The organism is Nioella sp. (genome assembly GCF_965215655.1).
GTDB lineage: Bacteria > Pseudomonadota > Alphaproteobacteria > Rhodobacterales > Rhodobacteraceae > Nioella.
On record NZ_OZ244111.1, the window covers coordinates 1,934,797 to 1,951,972 of the forward strand.

13 protein-coding genes are annotated in these 17,176 nt (G+C 63.6%); 8 read left to right on the top strand and 5 right to left on the bottom strand.

Going from position 1 to position 17,176, the window contains the following annotated elements:
- Positions 1–14: 14 nt before the first annotated feature.
- Complete coding sequence (locus tag ACOOEX_RS09735) at positions 15–530, bottom strand: component of SufBCD complex (RefSeq protein ID WP_420398206.1); 516 nt, start codon at positions 528–530, stop codon at positions 15–17.
- 128 nt (positions 531–658) lie between these two features.
- Between ACOOEX_RS09735 and hemB the strand changes: the two genes are divergently transcribed.
- Positions 659–1,657 carry a porphobilinogen synthase gene (hemB, locus tag ACOOEX_RS09740; protein WP_306044166.1) on the top strand — a complete coding sequence of 333 codons (999 nt, stop codon included), beginning with the start codon at positions 659–661 and terminating at the stop codon, positions 1,655–1,657.
- Positions 1,658–1,740: 83 nt separating this feature from the next.
- Here hemB and ACOOEX_RS09745 read toward each other — a convergent pair whose 3' ends face one another.
- Positions 1,741–1,899, bottom strand: coding sequence for a hypothetical protein (locus ACOOEX_RS09745; RefSeq protein ID WP_158514316.1), 159 nt, complete (start codon positions 1,897–1,899; stop codon positions 1,741–1,743).
- A 111-nt stretch (positions 1,900–2,010) separates the two neighbouring features.
- The gene (locus ACOOEX_RS09750; RefSeq protein WP_420398207.1) at positions 2,011–2,328 is read right to left on the bottom strand and encodes a TraR/DksA family transcriptional regulator; all 318 of its coding nucleotides are present in this window, start codon (positions 2,326–2,328) and stop codon (positions 2,011–2,013) included.
- A 194-nt stretch (positions 2,329–2,522) separates the two neighbouring features.
- Here ACOOEX_RS09750 and ACOOEX_RS09755 point away from each other — a divergent pair, with 194 nt between their 5' ends.
- The 4 genes from ACOOEX_RS09755 (at position 2,523) to ACOOEX_RS09770 (ending at position 7,219) form a co-directional block, all read left to right on the top strand.
- The gene (locus ACOOEX_RS09755; protein WP_420398208.1) at positions 2,523–2,954 is read left to right on the top strand and encodes a TIGR01244 family sulfur transferase; all 432 of its coding nucleotides are present in this window, start codon (positions 2,523–2,525) and stop codon (positions 2,952–2,954) included.
- A gap of 94 nt (positions 2,955–3,048) precedes the next feature.
- Positions 3,049–3,960, top strand: coding sequence for a lysophospholipid acyltransferase family protein (locus tag ACOOEX_RS09760; RefSeq protein WP_071689906.1), 912 nt, complete (start codon positions 3,049–3,051; stop codon positions 3,958–3,960).
- A 120-nt stretch (positions 3,961–4,080) separates the two neighbouring features.
- Entirely contained in the window at positions 4,081–4,638 is a 558-nt protein-coding gene (locus ACOOEX_RS09765; protein WP_420398209.1) for a YSC84-related protein, read from the top strand.
- Between the two features lie 118 nt (positions 4,639–4,756).
- The gene (locus ACOOEX_RS09770) at positions 4,757–7,219 is read left to right on the top strand and encodes a penicillin acylase family protein (RefSeq protein WP_420398210.1); all 2,463 of its coding nucleotides are present in this window, start codon (positions 4,757–4,759) and stop codon (positions 7,217–7,219) included.
- 46 nt (positions 7,220–7,265) lie between these two features.
- Here the strand turns inward: ACOOEX_RS09770 and ACOOEX_RS09775 are convergent, their stop codons facing one another.
- On the bottom strand, positions 7,266–8,486 hold the full coding sequence (locus ACOOEX_RS09775; RefSeq protein ID WP_420398211.1) for a DVUA0089 family protein: 1,221 nt from the start codon (positions 8,484–8,486) through the stop codon (positions 7,266–7,268).
- 153 nt (positions 8,487–8,639) lie between these two features.
- Between ACOOEX_RS09775 and ACOOEX_RS09780 the strand changes: the two genes are divergently transcribed.
- A complete protein-coding gene (locus tag ACOOEX_RS09780) occupies positions 8,640–9,809 on the top strand; it encodes a cytochrome P450 (RefSeq protein WP_420398212.1) in 1,170 nt (389 codons plus the stop codon).
- Positions 9,810–10,083: 274 nt separating this feature from the next.
- Here ACOOEX_RS09780 and uvrA read toward each other — a convergent pair whose 3' ends face one another.
- Complete coding sequence (uvrA, locus tag ACOOEX_RS09785; protein ID WP_420398213.1) at positions 10,084–12,942, bottom strand: excinuclease ABC subunit UvrA; 2,859 nt, start codon at positions 12,940–12,942, stop codon at positions 10,084–10,086.
- 253 nt (positions 12,943–13,195) lie between these two features.
- On the opposite strand from uvrA, the gene ACOOEX_RS09790 reads away from it, so the two are divergent.
- Complete coding sequence (locus ACOOEX_RS09790) at positions 13,196–13,558, top strand: rhodanese-like domain-containing protein (protein ID WP_420398214.1); 363 nt, start codon at positions 13,196–13,198, stop codon at positions 13,556–13,558.
- A gap of 84 nt (positions 13,559–13,642) precedes the next feature.
- Positions 13,643–17,143: a VWA domain-containing protein gene (locus tag ACOOEX_RS09795; RefSeq protein ID WP_420398215.1), complete on the top strand. Its 3,501-nt coding sequence runs from the start codon at positions 13,643–13,645 to the stop codon at positions 17,141–17,143.
- Positions 17,144–17,176: the final 33 nt, after the last annotated feature.

Consider the following 17,176-nt stretch of genomic DNA (forward strand, 5'->3'; position numbering starts at 1 on the left):
TTGCGAAGTTAAAGTTATAGAGCGCCGTAGTGCAGATTGGTCCACATGCCCCAGAAGGCCGTGATGAAGATCGACACCATGCCAATCATCTGAACCATCATCCGATGCGTGCGCAGGCGCCGGCCCAGATCCTCGAACCCCGTATCGCGCAGCTTGTGGGCCGTGCGCACATTCAGGGCGGCAACGCCCGTCATCGGCGCCATCAGCAGAAAGACAGCCTGGCAGAACTCCACCCCATAGCCCCAACCCAGAACCGCAAGCCCGGTGATCAGGAAAGCAAGAAAACCGATGGCGAACACACCCGACAGCTCCACCATGGCGAGGATACGGTTCACATTGACTTCTGCCAGCACCCGCATGTCATGGATCGACCGTTCATGCCCGCGACGGGCGCGCGTGACCATGTCAAACGGCACACCCACGATCCAGTGGCTGGCCGTGGACCACAGGGCCGCCAGAGCGATCCAGTACCACAGGTTCGAAAACGACCTGAGGTCGATCACTTCCGTTGCAAGTTCGAGAAAGTCCAAGGCCGCTCTGCCCACCAGATCACAATTTCGGAGCACATTAGTCGCGCGTTGCGCGGGTTTCCAGCCCTTGAGAAAACTGCGCGAACATGCCACCCCATTTTGCAACACATGATGGCGAGGACGACCCCATGCGCAACAATCAGGCCCCCTTCCCCAAGACCCGGTTCCGCCGCACCCGTGCCAGCGCATCCGTGCGGGCATTGGTACGCGAAAACAGCCTTTCGGTTGACGATCTGATCTGGCCGGTGTTCGTGCGCGAGGGCGAAAGCATCGAGGAACCGGTGTCGTCCATGCCCGGCGTCCATCGCTTTTCCATCAACTGCCTGGTGAAGGCCGCGCAGGAAGCTTATGACCTCGGCATTCCCGCGATCTGCATCTTTCCCTATACCGACCCGTCTCTGAAGACCGAGCTGTGTGAAATTGCCTGGGACCCGGACAATATCTCGAACCGGGCGATCCGCGCGATCAAGGAGGCTGTGCCGGATCTGGCGATCATGACCGATATCGCGCTCGACCCCTATAATGCCAATGGCCATGACGGGATCGTGCGGGATGGGATCATCGTCAATGATGAAACGGTTGAGGCGCTTGTGAAAATGGCGCTGGCGCAGGCGCGGGCCGGAGCCGATATTCTGGGGCCGTCCGACATGATGGACGGGCGGATCGGGGCAATGCGCGATGCGCTGGAATCCGAGGGCTTCGGCAATGTGTCGATCATGTCCTATGCCGCCAAATTCGCCAGTGCCTTTTATGGCCCGTTCCGTGATGCCGTCGGGGCCTCGGGCGCGCTGAAGGGCGATAAGAAGACCTATCAGATCGACCCCGCCAACCGGAACGAGGCGCTGCGCTGCGTGGAACGCGACCTGACCGAAGGCGCTGATATGGTGATGGTCAAGCCCGGCCTGCCCTATCTCGACCTCTGCCGGGATGTGAAAGACGCCTTCGGCGCACCCACCTTCGCCTATCAGGTGTCCGGTGAATACGCGATGATCGAGGCGGCGGCGGCCAATGGCTGGATCGACGGTGACCGGGTCATGATGGAAAGCCTGATGAGCTTCCGCCGTGCCGGGTGTGACGGGGTGCTGACCTATTTCGCGCCGCGCGTGGCGCGCATCTTGAACGGCTGACATGAAAAACCGCCCCGCCGGATCATCGGCGGGGCGGTTTCTTCCATGGCATGCGTGGTCGAGGGAGCGCCCACGCCGCCGGATCAGACCGGCATGTCGTTGAACAGGTCGTCGTCTTCTTCCTCCACCGCCGGATCGGGTTTCCAGCGCGGTGCGGGTCGCGGATTATCGACACGGGCAGCCGCCGGATCGACCTTGGACTGGCCCTTCTCTTCGGGCTCTTTCGGGTTCGGTTTGGTCATCAGGCGGTCCTCCATAAAACCTTTTGGGCGCTTTCTTTGGGCCGGACCGACAGGCCCGGCCCCCGCAGGATCAGCCGCAAGTCCCCACCCGGGGCCGATCCTGGTATCTGGTCAACTAGCGCATTTGCGGCAGAAGGGCGTGCAGGGCAGCACCTCCAGCCGATCCTCCGAAATCTGATCGCCGCATTTCACGCAATACCCGTACTCGCCCGCATCCATGCGTTCGAGCGCGGCCTTGATCATGCGAATCTCGTGCTGTCCGGACACGCCCATCCCTTCCAGCACCTCGTCGCCTTCACGCTCTACCGCCGCCTCTTCCCAATCGCGGTTATTGTGGCTTTCCAGCTCGTCCTCGATTTCATGGAGCTTCACGTCCAGGGCATCGAGGCGTTTCATCATGCTTTCGCGGCGTTTTGCGAGGTCGATCATCTCCCGGTCCTCCTCGGAGCTGTTCTGTCGTTCCACCATGTTCCGGCGTCTGGACAGGAGCTTATCGCGCAGCGCCCCCCCTCACTTTGACCGAGATCAACGGACCGGGCGAATTCACGGCGCTTTCGGCTTTTCATTCGCCCCGCCGCACGGCAGGTTGGGTCATATCATGGACCAGATGGAAGAGACCGAAGATGGACCTGCGCCCGCTTTCCGATGATCACTCTGTTGCCGGTCAGCTCGATCCGGCGGACATGGCCGCACTTGCGGCGCAAGGCGTGACCACGGTGATCTGCAATCGCCCCGATACGGAAGTGCCGCCAAGCCATCAGGCCGCTGCCATGCAACAGGCCGCCGAGGCCGCGGGGCTCGACTTCATCTTCAACCCGGTGAACGGGGCGGCGATGACCATGGACAATGTCGAAGAGCAGGCCGAGGCCCTCGACAGCGCGCAAGGTCCGGTCGTGGCCTATTGCGCGTCGGGTATGCGATCGGCGGTCATGTGGGCCTTTGCACAGGCGGGACGGATGCCTACCGACGACATCATCGCCGCAGGCGAGGCCGCGGGCTATCAACTGGCGGGTATGCGCGGCCAGATCGACGCCTTGGCCGCCCGCGCGGGCTGAGACCCCTGCCCGCTTGAGATCATCCCGCGCCCTGTCTATGTGTGGTCGCCGGTGGCCCGTGAATGGGCCGTCCTGCTAGGAATTGCTGCCCTCCATGGCTGTAGAAGACAAGCAAAGCCGCACCCTGGGTGACTGGATCGTGGACCGCATCGCGCGGGCCGTGATTGCCATGCTGTTGCTGCTGCCGCACCGGGTGCGTGTTGCCACCATGGGCTGGATCGCCCGCAATCTCGTCGGGCCACTGACCGGCTACACCCGGCGCGCCCGGAAGAACCTCGCCTATATCTGGCCCGACATGTCCGAGCGTGAGCGTCGCCGGATCGCCCGATCCGTTCTGGACAATGCGGGCCGGGTGATCATCGAGAACTACGCCACCGCAGATCAGCTGGCCCGTGCCGCCACCTGGACCACGCATGGACCGGGGCTGGACCCGGCGCAAAAGGCCCTTGCAGACGGTCGACCCATCTTGTTCGTGTCCGGCCATTTCGGAAACTACCAGGCCGCCCGCGCCGCGATGAACGTGCGGGGCTACAATCTTGGCGGGCTCTACCGGCCGCTCAACAACGGCTATTTCAACGATCACTATGTCCGCACGGTCGAGGCGGTCGGTGGACCCGCCTTTGCCCGTGGGCGCCGGGGGCTGGCCAATTTCATGCGCCATGTGAAAGAGGGCGGGCATGGGGCGCTGCTGATCGACCAGTATTTTGCCGATGGAGTCGTGGTCGACTTCCTTGGAAAACCCGCCCCGACGGCGCAGTCGGTCGGTGATATTGCGTTGAAGTTCAACGCCCTGGTCATCCCGATCTATGCGCGTCGTCTTGAGAACGGCATAGATTTCGACGTGCTGCTAGAGGCACCCGTGCCGCATAGCGATGCCAAAACCATGACGCAGGCCCTGATGGACAGCCTCGGCGCCCAGGTCCGCGAACGACCCGGTCAGTGGTTCTGGGTGCATCGCCGCTGGAAGCCGGACCGTCAGGCCGCCCGCGCCGCTGCGGGGCTGTGATCGGCGAAAACCTGCGCTTTCCGCCGCTATTGGCGTGACACAGGGTGAAAACATGCGTATTTTGCGCATCAAGGGCGAAAAAGCCCAATATCCTGAGGACAGACACAGGCGGTAGAGAAAATGAGCACCCTCAACAGACGCAGTTTGATCATGGGCGCAGCCAGCGTCCCGCTTCTTTCGGCTTGCGGCAACGGGCTTGGCAGTGATGCCGGCGCCCGGATCGACGCGCGCGTCGACAGCGCCATCGACTTCATGTACGCCAATATCCCCGGCACCCGAAACCTGATGAGCGACGCCGAGGGCGTGCTGATCATCCCCCTGATCACGGAAGCCGGGTTCGGCATCGGTGGCGGCTATGGCCGCGGGGCGCTGCGGATCAACGGCGCGACGGTTGATTACTTCTCGTCCGCTTCCGCAACTTTCGGCCTGCAGATCGGCGCACAGCAATATGCCCATGCCCTGTTCTTCATGACCGAGGAAGCGCTGCGCGATTTCCGCTATTCCTCCGGCTGGGCCGTAGGCGGCGATGTGCGCTACGCGGTCAGCACATCGGGCGGCAATATCGGCACCGATACCAATGCCCTGCTCAGCCCGGTTGTGGCCATCGTCTTCGGCCAGGCAGGCCTGATTGCCGGGGCCACGCTGGAAGGTCAGCGTTACACGCGTATCATTCCCTGATGGAAACAGAGTTTTGATCGGTTGGGGCGGCCCTTGTGGCCGCCTCTTTCGTTGCATTCGCCGCGCATGGCGCTAGGGTGCGGACGCTTGACGCCCTGCCCCAAGAGACGAGACCCGAATGGCCCCCTTCCTGCGCTGGATGATCCGGATCGTGACCGCTGCCCTTGTGCTGGCGGTCCTGACCCTGTTCGTGGGCTGGTGGATTTTTTCGCGCTCGATCCCCGATTATGACGCCCAATGGCGGGTGTCGGGGCTGAACGCGCCGGTCTCGATCGTGCGCACGAATGCCAATGTGCCCCATATCTTTGGCGAAACGGATCACGACGTGTTCTACGGGCTCGGCTTTGCCCATGCGCAGGACCGGCTGTGGCAGATGCTGATGATGCGCCGCACCGCGCAGGGCCGCCTGTCGGAGCTGTTTGGTGAGAGGACTCTCAGGCTGGATGAGCTGATGCGCAGGCTCGACCTCTACGGCCATGCCAGCCGCTCGGTCGGTGCGCAGGATGCCGAGACGCTGGCGATGCTGCAGGCCTATGCGGACGGGGTGAACGCCTGGCTTGGGCAGGTCGCAGATCAGGCGCTTGGCCGGGGCGCGCCGGAACTGCTGCTCTTTACGCCCGAGATTGCGCCCTGGCGACCCGCTGACTCCATTGCTGTCGTGAACATGATGGCGCTGCAACTGGCGGGCCATCACGAGACCGAGGTGCTGCGCGCGCGCACGTCTCTGATGCTGAACGATCCCGCGCGACTGGCCGATATCCTGCCCGATCCGCCCGGCGCGCCGGTTGCGGAACTGCCGGAATATGCGGCGCTGTTCCCCGATATGCCGCGCTATGTGGCCAGCAATACCGCCCCGCGCGACCCGCTGTTCCCGAATATGGGGCCGGGTCTGGCGGGCGCGTCGAATGCCTGGGCCGCCGCGCCCTCCCGCTCTGCCACCGGGGCGGCGCTTCTGGCCAATGACCCGCATCTTGGCCTAACAGCGCCGACAATCTGGTATCTCGCGCGGCTGGAACTGACGACGGGCGGTGTGATCGGCGGCACCGTCCCCGGCATGCCCATTGTGCTGGCGGGGCGCGGCGAGGAGATCGGGTGGGGCCTGACATCGTCCTACATGGATGACATCGACCTCTTCATAGAGGAACTGAACCCCGACAACCGCGAGGAGTACCGGACGCCGGACGGGTGGGCAGAATTCGAAACCCGCCGCACGATCATCGAGGTGGCCGACAGCACGCCGGTCACCATCACCCTGCGCTGGACCGAGAATGGCCCGGTCATTCCGGGTCATCACTGGAATTTCGACGCGATCACCCCGCCCGGTCACGTATTGTCGATGGCCTGGACCGCGTTCACGGATGAAAACACCTCGTTGCGCACCGGGTTAGAACTGATGCGCGCGCGAACCATCGAAGAGGCTCAGGCCGCGGGGCAGTATTTCGTGGCCCCCTCGCAGAATCTGACCATTGCCACCCGCGACCGGATCGCCATGCAGGTCATCGGCCATATGCCCTGGCGGCTGGTCGAAAGCGAAACGCAGGGCCGCATCCCCTCGCGCGGATGGGTGGCAGAGGAACGCTGGCAGGGGGTCACGCAATATTTTGCCAATCCGCATTTCGAAGACCCCGAGGGCGGCATTCTGGGCAACACCAACAACCGGATGGTGGACAGGGACTATCCGCTCCATGTCAGCCATTCCTGGGGCGACACGCAACGCATCCGCCGGTGGGAACACCTGATGCAGTCGCGGCAGGTCCACACTCGCGACAGTTTCATCGAGGCGCAGCTCGACACCGTGTCCCAGACCGCGCGCACCCTGTTGCCGCTGGTCGGACGCGAGCTGTGGTTCACCGGACAGGCCGCCCCCGCAGGCACGCCCGAGGCCCGTCGCGGCGAAGCGCTCGACCTGCTGGCCGCATGGAATGGCGAGATGAACGAACATCTGCCGGAACCGCTGATCTACGCGGCCTGGATGCGCGCCCTGCAACAACGGCTGGTGCAGGATGAGCTGGGGCTGCTCGCCCCCGAGTTCCAGCGGCTGGAACCCATCTTCATCGAACGCGTCTACCGCGATATCGACGGGGCGTCCGACTGGTGTGATGTGCAGCCCTCGACCATCGAGGAAACCTGCACCGACATCGCCCGCATGGCACTGGACGACGCGCTGCAATACCTGACAGAGGAATATGGCGGCAATATCTCGTCCTGGAGATGGGGCGACGCCCATGAGGCGGTGCATGAACATCAGGTGCTTGGGGGAACGTCGCTATTCGGTTGGGCGGTGAACATCCGCCAGTCGACCTCTGGCGGGGACAATACGCTCAATCGCGGCCGCACCACGGCGGAGTTGCCGACGCCTTTCCGCAATGTTCATGCGGCTGGCTATCGCGGCGTCTATGACTTCGCCGATCCCGACAGCTCGGTTTTCATCACCGCGACCGGCCAGTCGGGCCACCCCCTCAGCCGCTATTACGACAATCTGGGAGAGCTGTGGCGGCGCGGGGAATACATCCCGATGTCGCTCGACCCGGAACTGGCCGCCGCTGGCAATATCGGCATCACAACCCTGAGCCCGAGATAAGAAAACCGCCCCGAAGGGCGGCTTTCACTGTTGTACCGGTGGGGTGTCATCTCGCCGGAACGTAGCGTTCAATCGCCACTCGAATGGCGCCGTTCTGCCGGTGATACTGCATGATCGCCAGCATATAGGTGCCCGGTGCCACCCGCGCCGCGATCTGGGAATCGAGCGAATTGTTGGCGTCATCGTTGAACGCCAGTTCCCGGCCCACCCCGTCAAAGAGCGCAATCATCGGGTCCGACATGCCAATGCCAACCGCATCGATCAGCACCAATCCGCCCTCGGGCACGTTGAAGCTCAGCCAGCGGGCATCGGCGCCAACGGTGCCGTCATTGATCAGCATCGTTGTCAGGTCGCCAAGCTGCACCACGGGGAAGGCGCTGCCATCGGGCGGCGGGCTGGCTTCGCCATTGGCGTAGAGATCCTGCATCATATTGGCCTCGGAATAGACCTGAACCGAGACCTCAACCGGCAGATCGGGATTGTTCAGCGCCCGCATGCCGATGCAGTAGCTGCCAGCGGGTAGAGGCTCGGGGAAATCCACCCGTGCGTTCAGGCTGTTGTAATCGTCATTCTCATCCAGCAGCAGGCCCTGCGCATCATAGATGTAGATATAGGGATCGGCGCTCTGGTTTTCGGCGCGGATCGACACGGGCGTGGGTGTGGACAGGGTGAAGCGGTAATAGGGTGCGCCATTCACCGTGTTGGTGGCCCGCGCCTCCTGTCCCGCGGCCTGATCAATCGGGCCATTGCCGAGCGGTGTGGCGGGGGTGCCGGCGGTACAGGCCTGGATATTGGACCCGCCCGAGCCCATGGTCAGCGCCGAATGGTCGATCAGCCCTACGCGAATATCGGCCTGGATCGGCCCGCCGCCATAGCTGCGTGTGGCAAGGCAATAGGTGCCGGGGGCAAGCGTCAGCTCCCCGCGCGAGGCCCAGTTGCCGCCACTGTCGTCATCGGTCAGCACCATGGTGCCGGACTGGTCATATAACTCGATCACCGGATCGCCGCCGAACTGGCCCTGTGCCTCGACGCGGACCGGAACGGGCTGCGACACCGTGAAATTCGACACATGGTAGCTGCCGGGCGGCACCGCGCCCACCAGGTCGAACGGGGCCGTGGCGGTGGCGATATCGGACGTGCTGGCGCTGCCGCCTACCCAGTCACCGGCGGGCACGGCGGCTCCGCAGGTGGCCTCCTGCGCGGCGGCGGGCAAGGCCATCAGGGTTAGCAGCGCGCCTGCAAGGGCGGTGTTAGTGCGATACGTCATTGAAATTCCTCCTCAAACCGGTTTCGGGTCAGAACCCCTTATCGCTCAGCTTATCCCAGAGCCGCCCTCATGCCAGCCCCGATTTCGCGCGGCTTGCAGCAGGTCGGGATTGGAGACAGAGTGGCGCTTCGAGACAGAGAAGGACAAGACCCCGTGCAGCGCCTCAGCCAATCGCCAACCGACCCGGAATTCGTGCAGAATCCCTACCCGTTCTATGCCCGCGCCCGCGCGGCCGGGCCGCTGATCTGGTGGGAAGAGTATGACATGCCCTGCGCCACCACGCACGAGGCCGTGAACGCGGTGCTGCGGGATCGGCGCTTTGGGCGTGAGCAGCCAGAGGAGTTTCGCAGGCCGATCCCGGAGCATCTGAAACCCTTCTACGCAGTCGAGGCGCATTCCATGCTGGAGCTGGAGCCGCCGCGCCATTCGCGCCTGCGGTCGCTTGTGCTGCGCGCCTTCACCTCGCGCCGGATCGCGGGGTTGAGGAACGGGATCGAGAGCCTGTGCCACGAGTTGATCGACGCCTTTCCAGACGGCGAGTTCGACCTGCTCGACGCCTTCGCCCGCCCCCTGCCCGTGACCGTCATCGCCCGGCTTCTGGGCGTGCCGGAGGAGATGGGGGAGAAATTATTGAGCTGGTCCAATGACATGGTGAGAATGTACATGGCGCGGCGGACGCGGGAGGATGAGGATGCGGCGGTGGCGGCAACCGATGCCTTCGTGGGGTTCATGCGCGGCTATGTGGAGGAACGCCGAAAGGACCCGCGCGATGATCTGATCACCAGCCTGATCGCGGCGGAGGAAGATGGGGAGAGGCTCAGCACCGATGAGTTGATCACCACCTGTATCCTGCTTCTGAATGCGGGGCATGAGGCAACGGTGCATACGCTCGGCAACGGCGTGAAGGCGATGCTGGAGGCTGGTGTGGTGCCCGACGAACCCGTTGAGGCGCTGGTGGAAGAGATTATGCGCTATGACCCGCCGCTGCATATGTTCACCCGCTATGCCTATGAAGATATTGAGTTTTATGGGCATGTCTTTCAGCGGGGTGACGAGATCGGGCTGCTGCTTGGGTCGGTCGGACATGATGAGCATGTGAATGACACGCCCGAGGCGTTTGACCCCACACGCGCCGCGGCCACGCATTTGGCTTTTGGCGCCGGGCTGCATTTCTGCGTCGGCGCGCCGCTGGCGCGGATGGAGTTGCAGATTGCCCTGCCGATCCTTTTCGGGCGCTGTCCGGGGCTGCGGCTGGCGGGGGTGCCGCGCTATGCGGATATCTATCATTTCCACGGGCTGGAACGGCTGATGGTGTCCCGCTGAAACGGATGCTCCGCGCCATGAATTCAGGCGAAAATCGGGGGGGTGCCGGGCGTACACACCCTGTACACCCCCTGTACACCCCCCGTGCAGACGAAACGCGGTTTCGCCGCCTGCGGCGTCGATCCGGGGGCGGCCCTCGTCAAGCCCCTGCGGGGCCCTCCTCGGACCGCGTTGCCATGGGATTGTTGAGAGGGGTGGCGTGTCTGATCAGATGGCACGCAATGTTGTGCGGGCGGGATGCCTCCGGCGGGAGTATTTGGGCAAAGAAGAAGGGCTATTCGGCCGCGAGGGTTCGGCCCCGGAGCATCGGTTTGAGGTAGCGGCCGGTATGGCTGGCGGCGACCTCGGCCACCTGTTCGGGCGTGCCTTCCGCCACCACCGTGCCGCCGCCATCGCCGCCTTCGGGACCGATGTCGATGATCCAGTCGGCGGTTTTGACCACGTCGAGATTGTGTTCGATCACCACCACCGTATTGCCCTGCTCCACAAGCTCATGGAGCACTTCGAGGAGTTTCTTGACGTCTTCGAAATGCAGGCCCGTGGTGGGCTCATCCAGGATGTAGAGAGTCCGGCCAGTGGAGCGTTTGCTGAGTTCCTTCGACAGTTTCACCCGCTGCGCCTCACCGCCCGAGAGCGTCGTCGCCTGCTGGCCCACCTTGATGTAGTCGAGCCCGACGCGGGACAGCGCCTGCATCCGGTCGCGGATCGCGGGGACGGCCTTGAAGGTTTCGCGCGCGTCCTCGACCGTCATGTCGAGCACGTCGGCAATCGACTTGCCCTTCCACTTGATTTCCAGCGTCTCGCGGTTGTAGCGCGCGCCCTTGCAGGTTTCGCAGGTGACGTAGACATCGGGCAGGAAATGCATCTCGATCTTGATGACGCCATCGCCCTGGCAGGCCTCGCACCGCCCGCCCTTGACGTTGAAGCTGAAGCGCCCCGGTTTGTAGCCGCGCGCCTGTGCTTCGGGGAGCCCCGCGAACCAGTCGCGGATCGGGGTAAAGGCCCCGGTATAGGTGGCGGGATTGCTTCGCGGGGTGCGCCCGATCGGGCGCTGGTCGATGTCGATGACCTTGTCGAGATGTTCGAGCCCCTTCACCGTTTCGCAAGGGGCGGGCGTCTGGCGGGCGCCATTGAGCTTCATGGAGGCGGTCTTGAACAGGGTTTCGATGGTGAGCGTGGACTTGCCGCCGCCCGAAACGCCTGTCACGCAGACGAATTTGCCTAGCGGGAAATCGACGGTGACGTTTTGCAGGTTGTTGCCGCTGGCCTTGACGACACGGACCGACTTGCCGTTGCCCTTGCGCCGCGTGGCGGGCACGGCGATTTCGCGCGCGCCCGATAGGTACTGGCCGGTCAGCGAGGCGGGATCGGCGGCGATCTCCGCCGGGGTGCCTTTGGACACCACCCTGCCCCCGTGGACGCCCGCGCCGGGGCCGATGTCGAAGACGTAATCGGCCTCTCGGATCGCTTCCTCGTCATGTTCGACGACGATGACCGTGTTGCCCTGATCTCGCAGGTTCTTGAGCGTGGTCAGCAGCCGGTCATTGTCGCGCTGATGCAGCCCGATGGAGGGCTCATCGAGCACATAGAGCACGCCAGTCAGGCCAGAGCCGATCTGGGAGGCGAGCCGGATGCGCTGGCTTTCGCCGCCAGACAGCGTGCCCGCGTTGCGGCTGAGGGTCAGGTATTCGAGGCCGACATTGTTGAGGAAGCCGAGCCGTTCGCGGATTTCCTTCAGGATTGCGCGGGCGATTTCGTTTTTCTGGTTGGTCAGGCTGTCGGGCACCGTGGCGCACCATTGGGCGGCCTCCTTGATCGACATCTGCACGACCTGACCCACATGGAGGCCCGCGATTTTCACCGCCAGCGCCTCTTCCCGCAGGCGGAAGCCGCCGCAGGCGCCACAGGGGCGGTTGTTCTGGTAGCGTTCGAATTCCTCGCGAATCCACGCGCTGTCCGTTTCGCGGTAACGGCGTTCCATGTTGGGAATGACGCCCTCGAAGGTCCGCGTGACCTGGTAGACGCGGCCGCCATCGTCATAGCGGAAGGGAATCTCTTCCTCGCCCGAGCCGCGCAGGAAGACCTGCTGGACGTTTGCGGGCAGTTTCTTCCACGGGGTCGCGGGGTCGAAGCCGTAATGACGCGCGATGGCCTCGATGGTTTGCAGGAAATAGGGGGACTTGCCCTTGCGCCAGGGGGCCAGTGCGCCGTCTTCCAGCGTAAGGGCTTGGTCGGGGACAACGAGCCGCTCATCGAAGAATAGCTCCACCCCGAGGCCATCGCAGGAGGGACAGGCGCCGAAGGGGGCGTTGAAGGAGAAGAGGCGCGGTTCGATCTCGGGGATGGTGAAGCCACTGACCGGACAGGCGAATTTTTCGCTGAACGTGATGCGCTCGGGGTCGCCTTCGCGGGGCGCGGTTTCGAGAATGGCGATTCCGTCAGCGAGGTCGAGCGCGGTGCGGAGCGAGTCCGCCAGCCGCGTTTCCAGCCCCTCGCGGACCACGATCCGGTCCACCACCACGTCGATGTCATGGCGGAATTTCTTGTCCAGCGTGGGGGGCTCGTCCAGTTCGTAGAACTCCCCATCCACCTTTACGCGCTGAAATCCCTGTTTGCGCAGGTCGAGCATTTCCTTGCGGTATTCACCCTTGCGGTCGCGCACGATGGGGGCGAGCAGGTAGCCGCGCGTGCCCTCCTCCATCGACATGACCCTGTCGACCATGTCCTGCACCTGCTGCGCCTCGATGGGCAGGCCGGTGGCGGGGCTGTAAGGCGTGCCGACGCGGGCAAACAGAAGGCGCAGGTAATCGTAGATTTCCGTCACCGTGCCGACGGTGGAACGGGGGTTCTTCGAGGTGGTCTTCTGTTCGATGGAAATCGCGGGGGACAGGCCAGAGATGTGATCCACATCCGGCTTTTCCATCATGTCGAGGAACTGGCGCGCATAGGCCGACAGGCTTTCGACATAGCGGCGCTGGCCCTCGGCATAGATCGTGTCAAACGCCAGTGAGGACTTGCCGGACCCCGAGAGACCGGTGATCACCACAAGCTCGTCGCGGGGGATGTCGACGTCGATATTCTTGAGATTGTGCTCGCGCGCGCCGCGCACTTCGATCTTCTTCAGCTCGGCCATGCCTGCCCCCGGGGATATGTTGATTAAGAGATAGTTGAGCGCGCCCGAGTCTCCAACCAAAAAGTAAGAACATAATGTGAACTTTGACTACCTGCGGGGACGTGCTGTGCATAATGCGCCGCCAGTCAGCCAGTGTTTCAGTCACATCTGCGTGATTTCGCCGATCCGCGGGGCGATTGCTATGATGACCCTTGATAAGTTCGGAGAAGCTCTTTAATTGACATTGACAACATTATATCGCCTGGGACATGTCATGTTCGGCTTTTTCCAATCTACTGGACCCAGTCTCGCCTATGATCCGCAGAGGGCGATCAGCGACGCAATGGCCGGTCACATCACCCTTATCGACATTCGGGAACCGGCAGAAGTGAAAGCAACCGGCAAAGCCAAGGGTGCGCTGCATGTGCCGCTGGCGGCCCTGCGCATGAAGGCCGACCCGGCCTCGCCTGAGCAATTGCCGGAATTTCGCGCCGGTAAGGCCGTGGTGCTTTATTGTGCCTCTGGCAGCCGGTCGCAGATGGCGGTTCGCATGCTGCGGCAGATGGGTCTGGAAGAGGTCTACAATCTCGGCGGGTTGGCCGATTGGCAGATGGCGGGCGGCGCTGTCGGGCACTGAGCCCCGCAACTGACCACTTGGCGCGGGGGTACATCTTCGCATAGCATGACGGGATTATCTGACCTTCAAGTTTCGGGATGACCCATGCGCACGCTGCTTACCGCTCTTCTCCTGTCGTTCCTCTCCGTTCTGCCGGTAACCGCGCAGAGCAACGACAATCCGGCCACGATCCTTGTCCTTGATGCCTCCAATTCCATGTGGGGTCAGATCGACGGGGTGAACAAGATCGTCATCGCGCGCGAGGTTATCTCTGACCTGCTGACGCAGATCCCGGACAATATGGAACTGGGTCTGACCATGTATGGCCACAACCGGCGTGGCGATTGCACCGACATTGAAACCATGGTGCCGCCGGGGCTGAACAACCGCGAAGAGATTGCGCGGATCGTCAATTCGGTCAATCCACGCGGACGAACACCCCTGTCAGACGCCGTGATTCAGGCCGCCGAGGAACTGCGCTATACCGAGAATGCGGCGACGGTGATCCTTGTCTCCGACGGGCGCGAAACCTGCGATGCGGACCCCTGCGCCGTGGGTCGGGCGCTGGAACAGGCGGGCATCGACTTCACCGCCCATGTGATCGGCTTCGACGTGGACGAGCCCGAGGGCATCGCCGAGCTGCAATGCCTGGCCGAAAACACCGGCGGGCAGTTCCTGACCGCGTCAAATGCCGAGGAACTGGCCGATGCGCTGAGCCAGGTGGCCGTTGCCCCGACCCCGCCGCCGATGACCGATGTGACCCTGCGCGCCGTGGTGGTGCCGGGGCAGACCGCGCCCGTGTCGCCGCTGCTGTGGGAAATCTTCGATGCCAACGGCGCTGTGGTGATGGGCCGCACCGAGCAACCGAGCATTCAGACCGCTCTGCCGCCCGGGAATTACCAGGTCTGGCTCAGCCGCGTGGCCACCGGCACGCAGCATGGCGGGCCGATCACGGTCGCCCTGCCCGGCCCGCAGGAGTTCATCTTCGAACTGCCCGAACTGGTCCCCGAGGCCAGCCTGACCGCGCCGGACGAGGCCGTGATCGGCACGCCCGTTCCCGTGGGCTGGACCGGCCCCGGCGCGGCGGAGGACTATATTCTGCTGGCCACCCCCGACCGGTCGCAAAGCTTCGTTCAGGTCTTCCCGCGGGACGGCAACCCGCTGATGGTGACGCTGCCCGATCAGACAGGGGATTACCTGCTGCAATATGTGCATCCGGCGATGAACAGGGTTCTGGCCGAACGCACGATCCGCGCCCTGCCCCTGCCCGCCACTTTGGAAGCGCCGCTGAGCGCCGTGGCAGGCTCGACCATCGAGGTAACATGGGAGGGACCGGGCGGCGAAAACGACGTGATCGCCGCCGTGGTGCCCTCGAACGAGACAAACGCCACCCGCGCCTTCGTGCGCGAGGGCAATCCGCTGCCCCTGCGCGTGCCCTCACAGGCCGGGCAGTATGAGCTGCGCTATTATGACGGTGTCACACAGCGGGTGCTGGCCACACGGATGCTGGACGTCACCCCGGCCACCGCCACTCTGGAGGCCCCGGAGAGCGTCGAAATCGGCAGCACCTTCGCCGTCGGCTGGACCGGGCCTGGATATGAGCCCGACCAGATCGTGATTGCCGAGCCGGGGGAAACTCGCACCCTTGGCCGCATCTTCGTGCGCGAGGGCAACCCCGTCAGCCTGCAAGCCCCGAGCGAGCCGGGCATCTATGAACTGCGCTATCTGATGCAAGTGGATGAAGAGGTGATCGGGACGCGGCGGATCGAAGTGACGGACATCGTTGCCACGATCGAGGCCCCGGCCACGGCTGTTGCGGGATCGACCGTGCAGGTCTTCTGGACCGGGCCGGACTATCAGAGCGACTTCATCGCCGTCGGCGCACTGAGCGAACCCGACCGCTACACGAACTACGCCTATACGCGCGATGGCAGCCCCGCCGCGCTGGTCATGCCAACGGAGCCGGGTGACTATGAGATCCGCTATTTCGTCAATCAGGACCGCACAGTCATTGCCCGCCATGCCATCACCGTGACGGACGTGATTGCAACGTTGGAGGCCCCCTCGACAGCTGAGGCCGGGTCCACGGTGCAGGTTCACTGGACTGGCCCGGACTACCGCAATGACTTCATCGGCGTGGGCGCGATGGCGGAACCGGATCGCTACACGAACTACGCCTATACGCGCGATGGCAGCCCCGCCGCGCTGGTCATGCCAACGGAGCCGGGTGACTATGAGATCCGCTATTTCGTCAATCAGGACCGCACAGTCATTGCCCGCCATGCCATCACCGTGACGGACGTGATTGCAACGTTGGAGGCCCCCTCGACAGCTGAGGCCGGGTCCACGGTGCAGGTTCACTGGACTGGCCCGGACTACCGCAATGACTTCATCGGCGTGGGCGCGATGGCGGAACCGGATCGCTACACGAACTACGCCTATACGCGCGATGGCAGCCCCGCCGCGCTGGTCATGCCAACGGAGCCGGGTGACTACGAGATCCGCTATTTCGTCAATCAGGACCGCACAGTCATTGCGCGCCACCCGATCACCGTGACCGATATCGGTGCGACCCTTCAGGCCCCGGACAGCGCCGAGGCTGGTGCGACGGTGCTGGTGACCTGGGAGGGCCCGGATTACCGCAACGATTTCATCGCTGTGGGCCGCATGGACGACCCCGACCGCTATGAAAATTACGCCTATACCCGTGATGGCAGTCCCGCCCGACTGGTGATGCCGACCGAGCCCGGCGACTACGAGATCCGCTATTTCGTCAACCAGGATCGCACGGTGATCGCCCGCCGCCCGATCTCGGTGACTGCGGTTTCGGCCAGCATCGAGGCCCCCGAAAACGCTGCGGCAGGTGACACGATCAATGTCACCTGGACGGGCCCGGATTATCGCAACGATTTCATCGGGATCGGGGCGCTGGACGATCCGGACGGGTATCAGAACTACGCTTACACGCGCGACGGCAGCCCGGCCCGGCTGGAAATGCCGGTCACGCCGGGCCGCTACGAGATCCGCTACTTCGTCAATCAGGATCGGACCGTGATTGCCCGGCGCGAGATCGAGGTGACGGCCCTGTCCGTCACCGTGACCGCCCCTGAAACCGCGCAAATTGGCGAAACCATCCTGGTCACCTGGGACGGTCCCGATTACCGCAATGACTTCATTGCCGCGGCTGTGCCTTCGGATGATGGCTATGAAACCTATGTCTATACCCGCGATGGCAGCCCGGCGCGCCTGCAAATGCCCTCGGAACCCGGCAGCTATGAGGTCCGCTATTATGTGAACCAGGATCGCAGCATTCAGGCGCGGGTGCCGATCACGGTAAGCGATATCGAGGTGGCTCTGGAAACCGCAAGCAGCGGCCTTGCGGGCGGATCCATCATGGTCAGCCATAACGGGCCGGATTATCGCAACGATTTCATCGCCATTGCGCGCTTCGGCGAGGATGGACACGAGGAATACAGCTACACAAGGAATGGCAACCCGGTACGGCTGGACCTGCCCGATGAGCCGGGAGACTATGAAATCCGCTATGTGATGAACCAGGATCGTCGAACCCTGGCTGCGGTTCCTTTCACGGTGACGGCGCCCTAGCTCGGCATATTGGCCGGGTCAGTGATGGCCCGG